The sequence below is a fragment of the Clostridia bacterium genome (assembly GCA_036562685.1).
Classification (GTDB): domain Bacteria; phylum Bacillota; class Clostridia; order Christensenellales; family DUVY01; genus DUVY01.
The window spans coordinates 24,696-41,935 of the sequence record DATCJR010000127.1; the positions used below are offsets into that span (position 1 = coordinate 24,696).

Annotated in this window: 17 protein-coding genes; all 17 read left to right on the top strand. The window is 36.7% G+C overall.

What is annotated here, in order from left to right:
* Window positions 1-14: 14 nt before the first annotated feature.
* Window positions 15-1,502: an L-arabinose isomerase gene (araA, locus tag VIL26_05740; protein HEY8390435.1), complete on the top strand. Its 1,488-nt coding sequence runs from the start codon at window positions 15-17 to the stop codon at window positions 1,500-1,502.
* Window positions 1,503-1,520: 18 nt separating this feature from the next.
* Window positions 1,521-3,341 carry a beta-L-arabinofuranosidase domain-containing protein gene (locus tag VIL26_05745; protein ID HEY8390436.1) on the top strand — a complete coding sequence of 607 codons (1,821 nt, stop codon included), beginning with the start codon at window positions 1,521-1,523 and terminating at the stop codon, window positions 3,339-3,341.
* Window positions 3,342-3,426: 85 nt separating this feature from the next.
* Window positions 3,427-4,008, top strand: a complete 582-nt coding sequence (locus VIL26_05750) for a GrpB family protein (protein ID HEY8390437.1) — start codon at window positions 3,427-3,429, stop codon at window positions 4,006-4,008.
* A gap of 166 nt (window positions 4,009-4,174) precedes the next feature.
* Window positions 4,175-5,179: a phosphate acyltransferase PlsX gene (plsX, locus tag VIL26_05755; GenBank protein ID HEY8390438.1), complete on the top strand. Its 1,005-nt coding sequence runs from the start codon at window positions 4,175-4,177 to the stop codon at window positions 5,177-5,179.
* A 1-nt stretch (window position 5,180) separates the two neighbouring features.
* Window positions 5,181-5,852 carry a ribonuclease III gene (gene rnc, locus VIL26_05760; protein ID HEY8390439.1) on the top strand — a complete coding sequence of 224 codons (672 nt, stop codon included), beginning with the start codon at window positions 5,181-5,183 and terminating at the stop codon, window positions 5,850-5,852.
* 156 nt (window positions 5,853-6,008) lie between these two features.
* Window positions 6,009-9,602 carry a chromosome segregation protein SMC gene (smc, locus tag VIL26_05765; GenBank protein ID HEY8390440.1) on the top strand — a complete coding sequence of 1,198 codons (3,594 nt, stop codon included), beginning with the start codon at window positions 6,009-6,011 and terminating at the stop codon, window positions 9,600-9,602.
* 6 nt (window positions 9,603-9,608) lie between these two features.
* Window positions 9,609-10,505, top strand: a complete 897-nt coding sequence (gene ftsY, locus VIL26_05770; protein ID HEY8390441.1) for a signal recognition particle-docking protein FtsY — start codon at window positions 9,609-9,611, stop codon at window positions 10,503-10,505.
* A gap of 99 nt (window positions 10,506-10,604) precedes the next feature.
* Window positions 10,605-10,934, top strand: coding sequence for a sigma factor-like helix-turn-helix DNA-binding protein (locus VIL26_05775; protein HEY8390442.1), 330 nt, complete (start codon window positions 10,605-10,607; stop codon window positions 10,932-10,934).
* Window positions 10,935-10,945: 11 nt separating this feature from the next.
* Entirely contained in the window at window positions 10,946-12,262 is a 1,317-nt protein-coding gene (gene ffh, locus VIL26_05780) for a signal recognition particle protein (protein ID HEY8390443.1), read from the top strand.
* A gap of 67 nt (window positions 12,263-12,329) precedes the next feature.
* The gene (rpsP, locus tag VIL26_05785; protein ID HEY8390444.1) at window positions 12,330-12,629 is read left to right on the top strand and encodes a 30S ribosomal protein S16; all 300 of its coding nucleotides are present in this window, start codon (window positions 12,330-12,332) and stop codon (window positions 12,627-12,629) included.
* A 5-nt stretch (window positions 12,630-12,634) separates the two neighbouring features.
* Window positions 12,635-12,859: a KH domain-containing protein gene (locus tag VIL26_05790; protein HEY8390445.1), complete on the top strand. Its 225-nt coding sequence runs from the start codon at window positions 12,635-12,637 to the stop codon at window positions 12,857-12,859.
* Between the two features lie 63 nt (window positions 12,860-12,922).
* Complete coding sequence (gene rimM / locus VIL26_05795; protein HEY8390446.1) at window positions 12,923-13,426, top strand: ribosome maturation factor RimM; 504 nt, start codon at window positions 12,923-12,925, stop codon at window positions 13,424-13,426.
* Window positions 13,416-14,087, top strand: coding sequence for a tRNA (guanosine(37)-N1)-methyltransferase TrmD (gene trmD, locus VIL26_05800; GenBank protein ID HEY8390447.1), 672 nt, complete (start codon window positions 13,416-13,418; stop codon window positions 14,085-14,087). Before rimM ends, trmD begins: the two co-directional genes overlap by 11 nt.
* A 4-nt stretch (window positions 14,088-14,091) precedes the next feature.
* Window positions 14,092-14,916: a ribosome biogenesis GTPase YlqF gene (ylqF, locus tag VIL26_05805; GenBank protein ID HEY8390448.1), complete on the top strand. Its 825-nt coding sequence runs from the start codon at window positions 14,092-14,094 to the stop codon at window positions 14,914-14,916.
* A gap of 12 nt (window positions 14,917-14,928) precedes the next feature.
* Window positions 14,929-15,555 (top strand): ribonuclease HII, encoded by a 627-nt coding sequence (locus VIL26_05810; GenBank protein HEY8390449.1) that lies wholly within the window; start codon window positions 14,929-14,931, stop codon window positions 15,553-15,555.
* A gap of 22 nt (window positions 15,556-15,577) precedes the next feature.
* Entirely contained in the window at window positions 15,578-15,940 is a 363-nt protein-coding gene (locus VIL26_05815) for a YraN family protein (GenBank protein ID HEY8390450.1), read from the top strand.
* 71 nt (window positions 15,941-16,011) lie between these two features.
* A partial coding sequence (gene htpG, locus VIL26_05820) for a molecular chaperone HtpG (GenBank protein HEY8390451.1) occupies window positions 16,012-17,240 on the top strand: 1,229 nt, incomplete at its 3' end.

A 17,240-nucleotide genomic window follows, 5' to 3' on the forward strand; every position in this document is an offset into this window, starting at 1 on the left:
CGTCAATAAGGAGAATGATTGATATGAAGAATAAAGTTGTTTATTTTGTGGTAGGAAGCCAGCATTTGTATGGCGAAGAGGTTTTAAAACAAGTTGCAGAGCATGGTCGTGAAATCGCGATGTTTTTTAATTCTCAAAAAGATAATCCTGTCACTATAAAATATTATGATACCGTCAAAACTCCGGAAGAAATAACCGCAATGGCACGCTCAGTAAATTCGGATCCTGAATGCATAGGCATAATAACATGGATGCATACCTTTAGTCCCGCTAAGATGTGGATAAATGGACTTAAGATTTTGAATAAGCCTATGCTTCATATTAATACACAATTTAATGAATGTATTCCTTATGATACTATCGATATGGATTTTATGAATCTCAATCAATCCGCACATGGAGACAGAGAGTTTGGACATATAGTTTCAAGATTGAGAATAAGACGAAAAGTTGTGGCAGGTTATTATAAAGACGAAGAAGTATGCAAAAAAATCTTTACATGGTGTAGAGCCGCCGCCGCTGCCGATAAAAGCAATACTTTAAAAGTGGCAAGACTAGGTGATAATATGCGTGAAGTCGCAGTTACAGAGGGCGACAAGGTTGAAGCGCAGACTAGATTTGGCTGGTCTGTAAACGGCTATGGCATTGGCGATTTTTTGAATTATGTCAATAAAGTAAGTCCAAAAGAGACTGACAGAGTGATTGAAAATTATAAAGAGCAATATATTTTGGAAAAAGATGTTGATATCGATGCTGTAAAAGTTCAGGCTAAATATGAAATAGCATTAAAACGCTTTTTAAATGAAGGCGGTTTTAGTGCATTTACTACCACTTTTGAAAATCTGCACGGACTTGAACAGCTTCCCGGACTTGCATGCCAGACGCTAATGAAAGAAGGATATGGATTTGGCGCAGAGGGTGATTGGAAAACTTCGGCTATGACGCATTTGTTAAAATATATGGCTCAAGGGTTAGACGGTGGAACATCTTTTATGGAAGATTATACATATCATCTAGAAAAAGGAAAAGAAGCTATTTTGGGTGCACATATGCTTGAGGTTTGTCCTAGTATCGCAGACAGCAAGCCTTCGCTGGAAGTTCATCCTTTGTCAATAGGCGGAAAAGAGCCTCCTGCAAGACTTGTTTTTGAGGGCAAAACAGGAAATGCGCTTTTGGTAACCTTGATAGACTTAGGTGACCGCTTTAGAATGATTGTAAATCAGGCAGAAATAATAAAGCCTGCATCTATGCCTAAGCTGCCCGTTGCAAGAGTATTATGGAGACCTATGCCTGATCTTAAGACTAGCGCTGCTGCATGGATTATGGCAGGCGGAGCGCATCACAGCGTTTTAACTACACAGCTGGATTTAGAGCATATAAGAGATTTTGCAAGAATTATGAATGTTGAATTGGTAGTAATCGATAAAAATACTGATTTGGATAAGCTGGAAAACGATTTGTTGATATCTGATTTTGTTTGGAAGAACAAAAGCATTTATTAAGCGGTTATCGGTAGGTGTATGCAAAGAGTTGATTTAAGTAAGGTTAAGATAACTGAAGGCTTTTTTAAAGACCGCCAGAAAATAAATATCGAAAGTATAAAAAGCATTCATAAACGCTTTTTAGAAACTGGCAGATTTGAGGCATTGAAGCAAATATGGAAAGAGGGGCAGCCCAACAAGCCGCATATCTTTTTTGATTCTGATGTGGCAAAATGGATAGAAAGTGTTGCTTATGTTTTGATTGACCATAGAGATTCAGAATTAGAAAAGCTGTGCGATGGTTATATTGACGAAATACAAGCTCATCAGCAAAGCGATGGATATTTTAACAGCTATTTTTCTCATATAGAGCCTGACAAAAAATGGAAGTTAAGAACAGAACATGAATTGTATTGTGCTGGACATCTTATCGAGGCTGCAGTTGTGTATTATCAGGCAACAGGCAAAGATAAATTCTTGAATATTGTCAAAAAACTTGCCGACCATATAGAAAAAGTGTTCAAAATAGAACACACCGCGGCTTTTGTTACGCCAGGACATGAAGAAATAGAATTAGCTCTTTATAAGCTGTATAAAACAACTGATGAAAAAAGATATCTTGATCTTGCCAAGTTCTTTATAGACCAAAGAGGACAAAAACAGGAAGAGGTTTATCAAACGGTAGACAATCGTTATGACCAATCTTATATTCCTGTAAGGCAGCAAAAAACAGCCGAAGGTCATAGTGTAAGAGCATTATATTTGTACTCTGCAATGGCAGACATTGCAAAAGAATGCAACGATCAAGAGCTTTTGAATGCATGCAAGGCTATATACGAAAACATCACAACTAAGCGTATGTATATTACTGGCGGCGTTGGCTCATCGCATTACGGAGAGGCTTTTACTTATGATTATGACCTACCCAATATAAGTGCTTATGCAGAAACGTGCGCTGCTATCGCATTGATAATGTTTTGTGACCGCATGAATAATATTGAGGCTGATTCAAAATATGCTGATACCATAGAAAGAGCATTATATAACAATGTCTTAGCGGGAGTGTCTTTAGACGGAAAATCATTTTTTTATGAAAATCCTTTGGAAGCTGATGTCCAAAAATTTGATTTTAATCAGACTTGCAAGGTAAAGCAGCATATGCCTATTTTGAGACGCCAAGAAGTTTTTGATTGTTCGTGCTGTCCGCCAAACTTGACCAGAACTATTGCATCTATCGGCGGTTTGATTTTCAAATATGATGAAGAGAGTATCTTTATCAATCAATATATAAGCTCAACTGCCGATATCAACGGTGTTTTTGTGGATATAAAATCCCAAATGCCATGGGAAGGCAAGATTAATATTAACATCAAGCCTAAAAAACCAATTAAGGTGTGTTTGCGTATTCCGTATTGGACAACAGGATATAAGGTTTTTGTTAACAAAAAATCATACAAAGGTGCTGTTAAGAATGGGTATTTAGAAATAGGTTTGTCAGATGAAACTAATATAAAAATTGATTTTGAAATGTCTGTAAGATTGGTGTATGCGCATAATAAGGTCAGAGCTGACAGCGGAAGAGCCGCAGTAACCAGAGGACCGATTGTATATGCCGCAGAAGGAATAGACAATCCAAATATTGATTTAAATGATGTTAAACTTGATCTATCAAGAAAACCTAAACTAGAAGAAGGAAGTATAGCTAAATATAATATTATATTGCCCGCTTACAAGAGAGCGCAAACAGAGCTGTATTCATATCAAAAACCAAAATATCAAAAAATAGATTTAAAATTGCTGCCATATTTTATGTGGGCAAATAGAGAAAAAAGCGATATGCAGGTGTGGTTTTTATACTAAAAAATAAAAAAGAGTATGTTACAATACATACTCTTTTTTGATTATTATGTATAATGGTTTTAATAAAAATTTTTTAGGTGAAGAGATGAAAAAGTTATCTGAAATGACCAATGAAGAATTATGGCAGTTGTTTCCAATAATTTTAAAAGAATATAACGAAGAATATAAAAACTGGTATAGTGAAGAAAAGCAAAATATAATATATGCGGTAGGAATTGATAATATAGTGCGAATAAATCATATAGGCAGCACTTCGGTTGATGGTCTTATCGCCAAGCCGACCATAGATATTTTGCTTGAAATAAAAGTTGATACCGATTTGGAACAGCTGAAAGCATCACTAATTAATACAGGATACATCTTTTCGTTTCAGCCAGACAGACCTAAGCCTAGCATGATGTTTTTAAAAGGCTATTCAGAACAAGGTTTTTTGAAAAAAGTTTTTCATTTGCATATAAGATATCCAGGCGATTGCGATGAATTGTATTTTAGAGATTATCTAAAAGAATTTGATGATGTAGCAAGACAATATGAAAAGCTCAAATTAGAATTGGCAAAAAAATATAAACATAACCGTGATGCATACACACATGCCAAAACCGAATTTATAAAAAAATACACGCAAGCAGCCAAAGACCGCTACAAGGACAGATATAAAATCGATTGATTTTTAGAAAGATAATTAATAAATATTAATCGCAAAAAATAAATAATTTTGTCTAAAAGTTTTTAATCAAAAATAAAAACAGTTTTTTGCTTGCCTTGGATACAAATTTGCTATATTTAATATTTTTGTTTATAATAATTTTATCAATCAATATGGAGTTATTATTATGAAGATTATTGTTGACGCTTTTGGTGGCGATAACGCACCCGTTGAAATCATCAAGGGCGCAGTTGAAGCCTTAAATCAAAGCAATGAAATAAAGATTGTTTTATCTGGGAAAAATGATGTTATTTCTAAAGAACTTGAAAAATACACTTTTGACAACAGCCGTATAGAGGTTTTGGATGCAGCCGAAGTTATAGGAAATAACGAGCATCCTACATTGGCTATCAGAGAGAAAAAAGAATCTTCTCTTGTAAAAGGGCTTTACCGTCTGAAAGAAGATGATGAAGTTGCAGCTATGGTATCGGCAGGAAGCACCGGAGCGTTTTTGACAGGAGCTATGCTTATCGTAGGACGTCTTGACGGAATAGACAGACCTGCATTAGCGCCCGTTCTGCCTACATTGACTTACGGTCATACCATGCTTATAGACAGCGGAGCCAATATGGATTGCAAGCCTGAATATCTTGTTCAGTTCGCGATAATGGGCTCATCATATATGCAGTCAATTTATGGAATACAATCTCCCAAGGTCGGACTTTTGTCAGTAGGCACCGAAGACGAAAAAGGCAATGCTCAATCAAAAGCCGCATTTGAACTTTTAAAAAATGCGCCTGTTAATTTTGTGGGCAATATGGAAGCTAGAGACGCAGTTTCAGGCGATTATGATGTTATAGTCGCAGACGGATTTGTGGGCAATGTAATGCTTAAGTCTTTGGAAGGCGCAATGAATCTTATGCTGACCGGCTTGAAGCAATCTATCATGGAAAGAACATTGTCCAAAATCGGAGCTGCATTAATGAAGCCTTCATTTAAAAAACTAAAAGACAGATTGGATTATACCAAGATGGGCGGGGCTCCTTTTTTAGGCTGCAAAAAGATTGTCGTAAAAACTCACGGCTCTTCTAAAGCTCAAACAATAGCAGCCGCTATTTTGCAGGCGCAATCAATGGCAAAGCAAGACCTGATAGAAAAAATCAAATCAGGGCTTTCCAAACTGGCACAATAGTATGGATATATCAAAAATACAAAGTCTTATTGGATATGAGTTTAATGATAAAGAGATATTAATTACCGCCTTTACGCATTCGTCATATTCCAATGAAAGAAAAGTGCCAAGCAACGAAATGTTGGAGTTTTTGGGCGACAGCGTTTTGAGCCTTGTCGTCGCAGAGTTTTTATATCAAAACGCCAAAGAAGGCTGGAAAGAAAAGCATCTATCAGAAAAGCGAGCATCAATTGTGAACAAAACACCGCTAGCAAAAGCTGTGGATGAGCTAAACATCATAGATTTTTTGCGTTGCGGAGTGGGCGAAACACGCTCTAATCCTGTAAAGTCCGAAGCCACAAAATGCGATCTTTTTGAAGCGGTTACCGGCGCAATATTTTTGGACGGCGGACTTGAAGAAGCGAGAGATTTTATTTTTAGGTCTTTAGGCGCCAATATGGCGCAGGCTCTAAAAAACAAAACGGATAACTATGTCGGACTTTTGCTAGAACATACTTTACAGCAAAAAAAAGATATTTTCAAATATTCAGAAATAGTCGAAAATAATAAAAACCTATTTTTGGTTGAAGTCGTAATTAACCAAAAAGTTTTGGCAAGAGCAAAAGCCAAAAGCAAGAATGAAGCTGAAAAACTTTCTGCTAAGATTGCTTGTGAGAAATTGGGCTTGATATAACTGCCAGATAAGATCGGTCTGTTAGGATTTTTATGACAAAATCAGACTAACTGCGTTATTAATACGGTATTATTACGCTGTTTGTTGATTTTTATTACTTTTCAAACAGGCTTATATATGCTAAAATAACTAAAGTAAATTTAAGGGTATAGTGCTTTGTATTTTAAAAAATTAGAAGTATACGGATTCAAATCCTTTGCAGATAAACTGACTATTGAATTTGGGGAAGGTGTAACGGCCATTGTTGGTCCTAACGGATGCGGGAAAAGCAACGTTGCCGACAGTATCAGATGGGCGTTAGGTGAACAATCTCCAAAAAGTTTGCGTGGTTCCAATATGCAGGACGTTATTTTCAATGGAACTGCGAACAGAAAATCTTTGTCCTATTGCGAAGTTTTATTATACTTTGATAACAAAGATAGAATTTTTGATACAGATTTTGAAGAAGTTGTAATTTCAAGAAAATTATATAGAAACGGTGAAAGCGAATACGCCATTAACAAAACTCCTTGCCGTCTAAAAGATATTACGGCTATTTTGCATAATTCCGGTCTAGGGAAAGACAGCTATTCGATAATCGGACAGGGAAGAATAGACGAAATTTTGAGCGCCAAGCCCGAAGACAGGCGAGGCATTTTTGAAGACGCAGCAGGCATTACCAAGTACAAACAAGTTAAAATAGAAAATGAAAGAAAGCTTGCAAGAGTAGAAGAAAAGCTGACTACTCATGTTGCTGTTTTGAATGAGCTTGAAAAAAGTTTGGAGCCGTTAAAAGCTCAAGCTGAAAAAGCAGAAAAATATCTTGAATTAAAAAAGCGTCAACGTATTCTTGATATAAACAATTATATAGTTTTATATGAGACAGCAGAAGCCAAAAAGAAAGTCGCTGCAGAGGCTTTAGATGCTGTTAATCAAGAAATTGAAAAATATCAACAGTTATATGATAAGGCTTATTTAGATTATATGGAAGCTATGGATAATTCATCCAAGCTTGACAGCCAGATAAAAGCATTGAATGATGAAAGACTTGCCTTGTCATTAAAGTTAGAAAGAGCAGAAAGCGGACAAAAGCTGATAAGAGAAAAAATAACTTATTTAAAAGAGCAAAACGACAGATTGTCAATGCAGCTTTTGAAAGACGAATCAGAAAGAGAAGAATGCAAAAAAGCGCTTGACGAAAATATCGACAAGTCTTCAAAACTAAAAGACGATATCAATGATTTAAGAAATACAATCGAAGAATTAAACAATCAATATATAGAGATTTCAGGCGTTATCAGCGAGATAGAAGCTCAAGCCCAAAAAGCACATCAAGAAGAGCTTTTGTCTTTAAACAAAATAACAGACATCAAGTCTGAATTGTCTTCTTTGCAAACCAAGAAAATAAGTTTAGAAGAAAAAATCCGCGAAAACACCCAAAAGACAGAATCTTTAAAAAGCCGCTTAACTGAAGATGAAATACGAGCAATCAAGCTTCAAAAAAATGTTGAAAGACTTGAACTTGAGAGAAGCAAATTAAGATCTGAACTAGAAGTTTTATCCAACGATTATAATACCAATCTAAAAGCGTCCAAAGAGCTTGCAGCAAAATGCGACAGGCTTAGCGCAGAATTTCATAGACAAAAAACGCAACAAAAATTGCTTAGCGAAATCGCATCAGATATGCGCAATTATAACTTTAGCGTTAAGTCGTTGTTTAATGCAGCTAAAACTGACGCTGTTTTGGCGCGTCATATAGAAAATGTTGTAGCAAGAGTCATTAAGGTTAAGCCGCATCTAGAAACAGCAATTGATATGGCTTTGGGTGCTACAGCGCAGAACATAATCACGCCTGACGAAGAAGGCGCAAAATATGCCGTTAATTATCTAAAACAGCATAAGCTGGGACGCGCTACATTCTTGCCCGTTTCTGCTGTTAAGGCCCGTTATCTGGAAAAGGATTTGCTTGATAAAATCAAGAAATTTGACGGCTGCTATGGAGTGGCTGCCGATCTTATATCTTTTGAAAGCAGATATGACGGAATAATCCGCATGCTTTTGGGACGTACAGTTATTGCTAAAGACCTTGATGTCGCTGTCAATATAGCAAAAGCAACCAATTATTCTTTCAAAATCGTTACCCTAGACGGAGATATTATTGCTTACGGCGGAAGTATTACAGGCGGAAGCAAGAAAAATGATGTTTCCAACCTGTTAAGTTATGAAAATCAGCTGGAACAAGCATCTAAGAATTTGAAAGATATAGAAGAACAGTTATCTGCTGCTTTGAAAGAAAAATCACAAGTCGAAGAAGAAGTTGAAAAGCTTAATCAGCAGTTAAAGAAATGCCAAAATGACTTGCACGTAAGAGAAGTTGAGCTTGCATCTGAAAAAGAGCAGTATAAAAAAGCAGCAGGAAATATAGAAAGCTATAACAGAGAAATATTATTCTATACTTCAGAAGTTGAAAAAGCTAAGGACTATATAGAAAATATTGAGCAACAGATTGCAACTCTTAGCAGTCAGGAAAACACAATAAGTTCGCAGCAAAAATCTGAAGATAATGTCAACAGTCAGAAGCAAAAACAGTTTGAAGAGCTGAAAAAACAGCGTGAAGAGCTGCTTGCTCAAATAACCAATTCTAAAGTTGATTTGGCTTCATATAATACTCAAAAAAATGCATGCGACAGCGAAATTAACAGACTGACTGCAAGAATACAGTATCTGGACGAAGCAATTTCGGAAAGCAAAAAGAATATAAAATCTAATAACGAAGTCATTGAAACAGCAGACTTGCCGTTATTGGGCGGAATAGCTGCGGATCCTAAGGATCATGAAAGACTAAAAGAAGTTTCAGAAAAATTATCAGACCTTGATAAATATAAACAGGATTGTCAGGCAAAACTTATAGAGTTGGATTCCAACAGGCTAAAAGTTCAAGAAGAACTCAATAAGCTAAAAGAAAAGAAATTTGAACATGAAAAACGTCTTAACGATATTGATGTCAACTTACATATAGACAGCGAAAAAATAGCCGAAGAATATAACCTTGACTATGAAGGATGTTTGGAGTTTAAGCTGCCAGATTTTGACAGCGAAGCAGGAATTGCCGAAGCCAATAGATTAAGGCGTGAAATTATCCGCTTAGGCTATGTCAATCCTGATGCCATAGAAGAATACCGTATCCTAAAAGAAAGAGTTGATGAAGAAACCAAGCAAAAAGAAGACCTTGAAAAATCCATGGCAGATATACGAAAGGTCATTAAAGAAATGGTTTCTGAGATGATCACCAGATTTGACCGTTCATTTGAACAGATCAAGGTCAATTTTTCACAGGTGTTCCGTCAGTTGTTTGGCGGCGGTAATGCTAAGCTTGTTTTGGAAGAAGCTGAAGATCCTCTTGAAGCAGGTATCGAAATAATTGCCGAGCCGCCTGGAAAGAAGCTGCAGAGCATTTCGTTGCTGTCAGGCGGAGAAAGAGCTTTGACCGCTATAGCGATTTTGTTTGCGATCTTGAAGCTTCGCGCTATGCCGTTTTGCATTCTGGACGAAATTGAAGCGGCATTGGATGATGCCAATGCAGAGAGATTTGCAAAATACTTGCAGAACTTCAGCAACAAGACTCAGTTTATTGTTATAACGCATAGAAAGCCGACAATGGAGCTAGCCGATAGCTTGTACGGTGTAACTATGGAAGAACAGGGTGTATCCAAGGTTGTAAGCGTAAGACTAGAAGACGCGGTAAAGGTTGCACAAATAGAAGGAGCATAATTTCTTATGGGTTTGTTCAAAAAAATTTGGGAAGCTTTGAAAAAGACAAGAGAGTCAATAAGCTACAAATTACACCTTCTTTTTACAGGCGGTGTATTGGACGATGATTTTTTTGACGAACTTGAAGCAATACTTTTGAGTTCTGATATGGGAGCCGAAGCTGCTGAATATATATTGGACAGATTAAGAGAAGAAGTAGAAGATAGAAGAATCAAAGAACGCGATGATGTCATAGAAGTTTTAAAAGAAATAATTACTGAAATTTTGGATGAGGTAGAAGTACCCGAAATTACTTCTCCTATGGTTATTACCGTAGTAGGCGTTAACGGCGTAGGCAAAACTACCGCTGTCGGTAAACTTGCAAAATATTTCTCAGATAAAAAGTATAAAGTTATGGTTGCAGCCGCTGATACCTTTAGAGCTGCCGCATCAGACCAGCTTACCGTATGGGCAGAAAGGGCTAAGGTAAAAATAGTGCGTCAGGGCGAAGGCGCAGATCCTGCAGCAGTCGTATATGACGCTATACAGTCTGCAAAAGCCAAAGGTACTGATATCCTGCTTATAGATACAGCAGGCAGACTGCATAACAAAAAGAACCTGATGGAAGAGCTCAAAAAGATTACAAGAATTGCAGAAAGAGAATATCCCGAAGCTAATCACATAAGACTGCTTGTTTTGGATGCTACCACAGGTCAAAACGCAATATCTCAAGCAGATATATTTAATGAAGCTGTCAAATTAGACGGTATAATTTTGACCAAGCTGGACGGAACAGCAAAAGGCGGAGTGGTGCTTGCCATATCCAAAAAACTGGGCTTGCCCGTAATGTATGTAGGTGTTGGCGAAGGTATAGATGATATTATAGAGTTTGATTCAAAAGAATTTGTAGATTCAATGGTTTAGAAAAATTTTCTTTTTTTATTTTTTACAATCTAATTGACAAAAATCATTTCACCGTGTATATTATGACTGTAAAGTGATTATACTTTACAGGAAGAAGCAATGAAAGAGTTAGAAGTCGGTTTGCTGGCGGATTTTTACGGTGCATTACTCAATCAAAAGACAAGAGATATTTTGGATAGGTTTTATAACCAAGATATGTCTTTGGGTGAAATATCTCAAGAATTGGGTATTACACGTCAGGGAGTAAGAGATTATCTGACACGCGCCAAAAAGGCATTAACCGAATATGAAGATAAACTCAAAATGGCTTCCAAATTTTATGATTTGAGAGAAAAGATTATTGAATACAAAGATAAGACTTTTCAAGCAAACAGCGTAGATAAAGACGAAGTTTTAAAATTTTTAGATAGTTTGCTAAAACTAATCTAAGCAGGATTTTTATGGCATTATTTAAAGGATTAAGCGAAAAATTAAATCATATATTTTCTAAGATTGCCCATAAAGGCAGACTTAGCGAACTAGAAGTCAAGACCGCTTTGAGAGAAGTAAGAGTTGCCTTGCTGGAAGCGGACGTTAACTTTGCAGTAGTCAAGGACTTTATCTCCAAAGTCTCCCAAAAAGCTACAGGCGCAGAGATTCTTAACAGTCTGACCGCTTCGCAACAAGTTGTTAAGATTGTCAATGAAGAATTAATCAATCTAATGGGCGGCACTTTGTCTAAGCTGGAGTTATCCGGCAATCCTGCTATTATAATGATGTGCGGACTTCAAGGTGCTGGTAAAACTACGATGTGCGGCAAGCTTGCTAATATGTTAAAAAAGCAAGGTCGCAATGTCATGCTAGCAGCGTGCGACGTTTATCGTCCTGCTGCTATTAAGCAATTGGAAATCGTTGCAAAAAATGCAGGTGCTGAATTTTTTGAACAAGGAACATCCAATCCTGTCAAAATCGCAAAATCCGCTATCACTCAAGCATCCAAAAAATCTTGCGATACCTTAATTTTGGATACAGCGGGAAGATTGCATATAAACGACGAGCTGATGAAAGAGCTTGAAGAAATCATTAAGGCTACGCGTCCTTGTGAAATTTTGTTGACCGTTGATGCTATGACAGGTCAAGATGCTGTTACGGTAGCGCAGACTTTTAACGAAAGACTTAATATCACAGGCGTAATTTTGACCAAACTTGACGGCGATACAAGAGGCGGTGCGGCTCTGTCCGTACGTGCAGTAACAGGCAAGCCTATCAAGTTTTGCGGTATAGGCGAAAAAGTTGGAGATATTGAACCTTTTTATCCTGACCGTATGGCGTCCAGAATTTTGGGAATGGGCGATGTTTTGACTCTTATAGAAAAAGCCCAAGCCGCTGTCAATGAAGAAGACCTAAAAAAAATGGAACGCCGTATTGCTGAAAACAGCTTTACACTAGACGATTTTTTGGTGCAGTTTGACAGTATCAGCAAGATGGGCGGATTGTCCGAAATTCTTAACATGATGCCGGGCGCAAACAAGTTTAATATCAAGGATGGCGATTTGGATGAAAGCCGCATTAAAGTTTTTAAGGCTATTATTCAGTCTATGACCAAAGAAGAACGCAATAATCCTGATATCATCAAGGCATCAAGAAGAAAGCGTATAGCCAATGGCAGTGGAACGAGCATACAAGAAGTTAATCAACTGTTAAAGCAATACGAACAGACCAAAGAAATGATGAAAAGATTTAAGGGAAAAGGCGGAAGAATGCGTTTGCCCTTCTAAAGATACGAAATATATAAAAACCAATTATATATAAATTTTATACATACATACAAGGAGAAAAATTTTTATGGCAGTTAAATTAAGACTTACTAGATTAGGCGACAAAAAATCACCTTTTTATAGAATAATTGTCGCAGATTCACGTTCACCCCGTGACGGAAAATTCATTGAAATTGTGGGATATTACAATCCATTAACCGATCCCGCAGAAGTTAAAGTGGATGTAGAAAAGGCAAAAGATTGGATTAAAAAAGGTGCTCAACCTACAGACACAGTAAAATCACTATTAATTAAAGCTGGCGTTCTTGAAAAGCCTGCTAAGCCCGCACCTGCAAAGACTAAAGCCGTTAAAAAGTCTAAGGAGTAATAATAATGGTTGAACTAGTTGAATATATAGTAAAAGGGCTTGCTGATAATCTTGAAGAAGTTAAGGTGTCGCAAGAAGATACTACTATTAAGGTAGAGTTGTCCAAGGAAGATATGGGCAAGGTTATTGGAAAACAAGGCAAGATAGTTAAGGCTATACGCACAATCGTTCGTGCCGCAGGAATGAAAGAAGGTGTAAAATACACCGTAGAAATTGTAGATAAACAATAATCTGAAAAATTAATATATTTAAGGCGGCAGATTTTGCCGCCTTAAATATATCGGAGAACATATATGAATCAAAGAATGTTGATAGGGACAGTTCTAAAAACTCGCGGTTTAAAAGGTGAGATAAAAGTCAAACCTTTTACCGATGATATTGATAATCTCTTGAAAGTTAAAAACGTTTATATAGATGACATCAATTACAAAGTGCTTTCATCTTATGAAAGCGGCGGTATGGTGTATCTTAATCTAAGCAAAATTTGCAGCATAGAAGACGCCCAAGTTTTGAGAGGTAAGGATATCTATATAGACAGACAGGATGCTGCACCTTTAGAAAATGGCGGATATTATATTGTGGACATTTTGGGCTGCGATGTGTATACAGGTCAAAAATATATTGGAAAAGTTGTTGATATTGAGCAATATGGTGCTGCTGATGTCTATACTGTAAAGGGCGAAAAAGTAGTAAGATTTCCTTATCTTCGTAAGCTTGTTATCCAAATAGATATCGAAAACAAAAAGATAGTTTTAGACGAAAAAGTATTTGAAGAGGTCAGCATTTATGAAGATTAGTGTGCTGACATTGTTCCCCGAAATGTTTGATTCTTTAAAATGCAGCATATTAAAACGTGCTATTGATGCTGGAGTGTTGGATGTTCAGCTTTATAATATAAGAGATTATTCTATTGACCGCCATCAGAAATGCGATGATTATTCTTTTGGAGGCGGAGAAGGTATGGTTATGATGCCTCAGCCTGTATATGATGCTTTGGAAGCTGCAGATCCTGGACATCAGGCTTGGCGTGTTTATTTATCGCCTAAAGGGAGAACATTTAACCAAAAAATTGCCAATGAATTGAGCCAAAAAGAGCATATGGTCTTGCTTTGCGGACATTATGAAGGACTTGACCAAAGAATAATAGATTTTTATATTGACGAAGAAATTTCGATAGGCGATTATGTACTTACAGGCGGAGAACTTGCCGCTCAAGTGGTTATTGACTGCGTAGCGCGATTAGAACGTGGAGTGCTGGGCAACGACCAGTCCGCCAAGTTTGAAAGTTTTGAAAATGGATTGTTAGAATATCCGCATTATACACGTCCTAGAGAATTTATGGGACATAGCGTTCCAGAGGTTTTGTTTAGCGGCGACCACAAAGCGATACAAAAATGGCGTGAAGAGCAAAGCAAAATTATAACAAAAAAGCTTCGCCCTGATCTAATTAAGGAATAAAATTATGAACATTCAATGGTTTCCCGGACATATGGCAAAAGCCATAAGAGAAGCCGAGCAAAATTTAAAAATAGTTGATGCAGTTATTTATGTTTTGGATTCGCGTGCTGTAAGAGCATGCATTAATAGTCATTTTTTAAATCTCATAGGCAATAAGCCTGTTTTGTACGTTTTGAATAAAGCCGATTTGGCGGACCAAAAAAACAACAAAGAGTGGGTACAACATCTGTCTTCTAATGGCAATCTTGCGGTAAGCGTCATAGCGACCAAAAGCGGCGGCGCAAGAGTAATAATCCCAGAAATAAAAAAATTAGTTAGCAATCAAATCCAGAAATGGCAAAAAAAGGGCATTAATTATATCCCAAAAGTTATGGTTGCAGGTATCCCAAACACCGGAAAATCGTCTATAATTAATTCATTGTGCGGTGCAGGCAGAACAAAAACAGGAAACAGACCTGGAGTTACCCGCGGCAAACAATGGGTCAGAGTGGATAATATAATCGATATGCTGGATACTCCGGGCGTGCTAGCACCTAAGCTGGACGATATGGATTTGGCAAAACATCTTGCATACATCGGAAGCATAAAAGATGATATACTTGATGTTGTTGAACTTTCAAGAGAGTTTTTGATGGAGATGAATAATAGGTTTAAAGATAATCTCATCAAAAGATATGGAAACAATACAGAAACATTGGAAGATATAGCAAAATCAAGAGGATATCTAATAAAAGGTGGAGAACTTGATATCGAAAGAACTGCCGTAGCGGTGTTGGACGATTTTCGCTCAGGCAGACTTGGAAATATTTCTTTGGAACAACCATCATAACGGAGTAATAAATTGTCTAAAAGCACTTTAGATTATGAAAAGAATTATGCCGATTTAAATTACATCTGCGGCATTGATGAAGCAGGACGCGGACCTTTGGCAGGACCTGTGTCTTGTGCTGCTGTTATAATGCCCAAAGGACAATATATAGAAGGCGTTGACGACAGCAAAAAGTTATCTGAACAAAAACGAGAAGAACTTTATGAAATTATCATAAAAAACGCTGTTGCATATAATGTGGTTATGATTGACCATAAAGTCATTGACGAAATCAATATTTTACAGGCTACCAAAAGAGGTATGGAACTGGCGGCAAATGGACTTAAGATAATACCCGATATTATTTTGGTAGATGCCGTAAAAGGACTTAATTTGCCCTGCCCATACGAGGCAATTATAAAAGGCGATGAATTGTCTTATAATATCGCAGCGGCAAGTATTTTGGCAAAGGTAACAAGAGACAGGTATATGCGCGAAATGGACAAGGTGTATCCGCAATATGGATTTAAAAATTCGAAAGGCTATGGAACAAAATCTCATTTGGAAGCCTTGAAAAAATGGGGTCCTTGCCCTATACATAGACAAAGTTTTTTGACGCATTTGTACTTAAATTCAGAAAATATAGACGCTAAAGATTAAGAGAGTTTTTTGTGGGGTTTTGATGAGCGAACAAAATGTCCAAAAAGGCAGGATAGGCGAAGCAAGAGCCGAAGCATATCTAAAGAAAATAGGATATAAGATTCTCAAGACTAATTACAGATGCTCGTCTGGAGAAATTGATATTATCGCATTAGACGGAAAAACACTTGTCTTTTTGGAAGTTAAAAGCAGAGCAAATACAGCCTATGGTTCACCATCCGAAGCGGTTAATTACAAAAAACAGCAGCATATTGCAAAAGCTGCTGTTACGTATATTAAGCAAAATAATCTTTTTGATATGCCCGCAAGGTTTGATGTGATTGAAATAATTGATGATGATATAAGATTGATAAAAAATGCTTTTTTGAGTGATGTGTGGTACTAACTTGACATTGGAAAAAATTTGAACTAATAATATTATGGATTTAAATTCTTAACATTGTACAGGAGGACGATATGCAAAAAAAAGAGTTTAAAGCAGAGTCAAAAAGACTTCTAGATTTGATGATCAATTCGATCTATACGCACAAAGAAATATTCTTAAGAGAGATTATTTCTAATGCCAGCGATGCTTTGGACAAGTTGTATTATCTTGCATTGACTGACAATTCTATTAATTTTAATAAAGAAGATTATTATATAAGAATAAGCATTAATAAAGATGCGCGTACGCTTACTATATCTGATACCGGTATAGGCATGACAAAAGAAGAACTAGAAAACAATCTAGGCACTATTGCAAAAAGCGGTTCATTGGATTTCAAACTTAACAAGGAGCAAAAAGAAGACATTAATATCATAGGTCAGTTCGGCGTAGGCTTTTATTCCGCATTTATGGTAGCACAAAATGTAAAGGTGCTGACCAGAGCTTATAATTCTACTGAAGCCTATCTTTGGGAATCTGACGGTGCAGAAGGCTATACAATCGAGCCAGCCCAAAAAGACACCATAGGAACTGATATAATCTTGACAATCAAGACAAGTGCAGATGAAGAAAACTATGACGAGTTTTTGGAAGAATATCGTATAAGAGGTCTGGTTAAAAAATATTCTGACTTTATAAGATATCCTATTAAGATGCTTGTTACTAAGAGCCGCAAAAAAGAAGGCACCGAAAACGAGTATGAAGATTACAAAGAATACGAAATACTCAACAGCATGGTTCCTATTTGGCGTAAGAACAAGTCCGAACTAAAAGATGAAGATTATTATAAATTCTATGAAGAAAAGCACTATGGTTTTGGAAAGCCTTTGGCATATATACATCAAAATGTAGAGGGCGCTACAAACTTTAGAGCGATCATGTATATTCCTGAAAATGCGCCTTTTGATTATTATTCTAAGGAATATCAAAAAGGTCTTGAATTGTATTCTAACGGCGTTTTAATTATGAATAAGTGTGCAGATCTTTTGCCTGATTATTTTGCTTTTGTTCAAGGTCTTGTAGATAGTGAAAACTTGTCCTTGAATATTTCAAGAGAGCTTTTGCAGCACGACAGACAATTGCAGTTCATAGCAAAAAAACTTAAAGAGAAGATTAAGTCCGAGCTTTTGAATATGCAAAAAAACGAGCGCGAAAAATACGAAAAGTTCTATAAGAGCTTTGGAAGAACATTAAAATACGGAATTTATTCTGACTTTGGTACGCACAAGGATGAATTGGAAGACCTTATCATGTTCTATTC

Coding starts and splice junctions, on each gene's coding strand:
- araA (HEY8390435.1), top strand. CDS start 15: ATGATTGATATGAAGAATAAAGTTGTTTATTTTGTGGTAGGAAGCCAG.
- rpsP (HEY8390444.1), top strand. CDS start 12,330: ATGGCAGTTAAATTAAGACTTACTAGATTAGGCGACAAAAAATCACCT.
- VIL26_05790 (HEY8390445.1), top strand. CDS start 12,635: ATGGTTGAACTAGTTGAATATATAGTAAAAGGGCTTGCTGATAATCTT.
- rimM (HEY8390446.1), top strand. CDS start 12,923: ATGAATCAAAGAATGTTGATAGGGACAGTTCTAAAAACTCGCGGTTTA.
- VIL26_05775 (HEY8390442.1), top strand. CDS start 10,605: ATGAAAGAGTTAGAAGTCGGTTTGCTGGCGGATTTTTACGGTGCATTA.
- trmD (HEY8390447.1), top strand. CDS start 13,416: ATGAAGATTAGTGTGCTGACATTGTTCCCCGAAATGTTTGATTCTTTA.
- VIL26_05750 (HEY8390437.1), top strand. CDS start 3,427: ATGAAAAAGTTATCTGAAATGACCAATGAAGAATTATGGCAGTTGTTT.
- VIL26_05745 (HEY8390436.1), top strand. CDS start 1,521: ATGCAAAGAGTTGATTTAAGTAAGGTTAAGATAACTGAAGGCTTTTTT.
- plsX (HEY8390438.1), top strand. CDS start 4,175: ATGAAGATTATTGTTGACGCTTTTGGTGGCGATAACGCACCCGTTGAA.
- rnc (HEY8390439.1), top strand. CDS start 5,181: ATGGATATATCAAAAATACAAAGTCTTATTGGATATGAGTTTAATGAT.
- ftsY (HEY8390441.1), top strand. CDS start 9,609: ATGGGTTTGTTCAAAAAAATTTGGGAAGCTTTGAAAAAGACAAGAGAG.
- ffh (HEY8390443.1), top strand. CDS start 10,946: ATGGCATTATTTAAAGGATTAAGCGAAAAATTAAATCATATATTTTCT.
- ylqF (HEY8390448.1), top strand. CDS start 14,092: ATGAACATTCAATGGTTTCCCGGACATATGGCAAAAGCCATAAGAGAA.
- VIL26_05815 (HEY8390450.1), top strand. CDS start 15,578: ATGAGCGAACAAAATGTCCAAAAAGGCAGGATAGGCGAAGCAAGAGCC.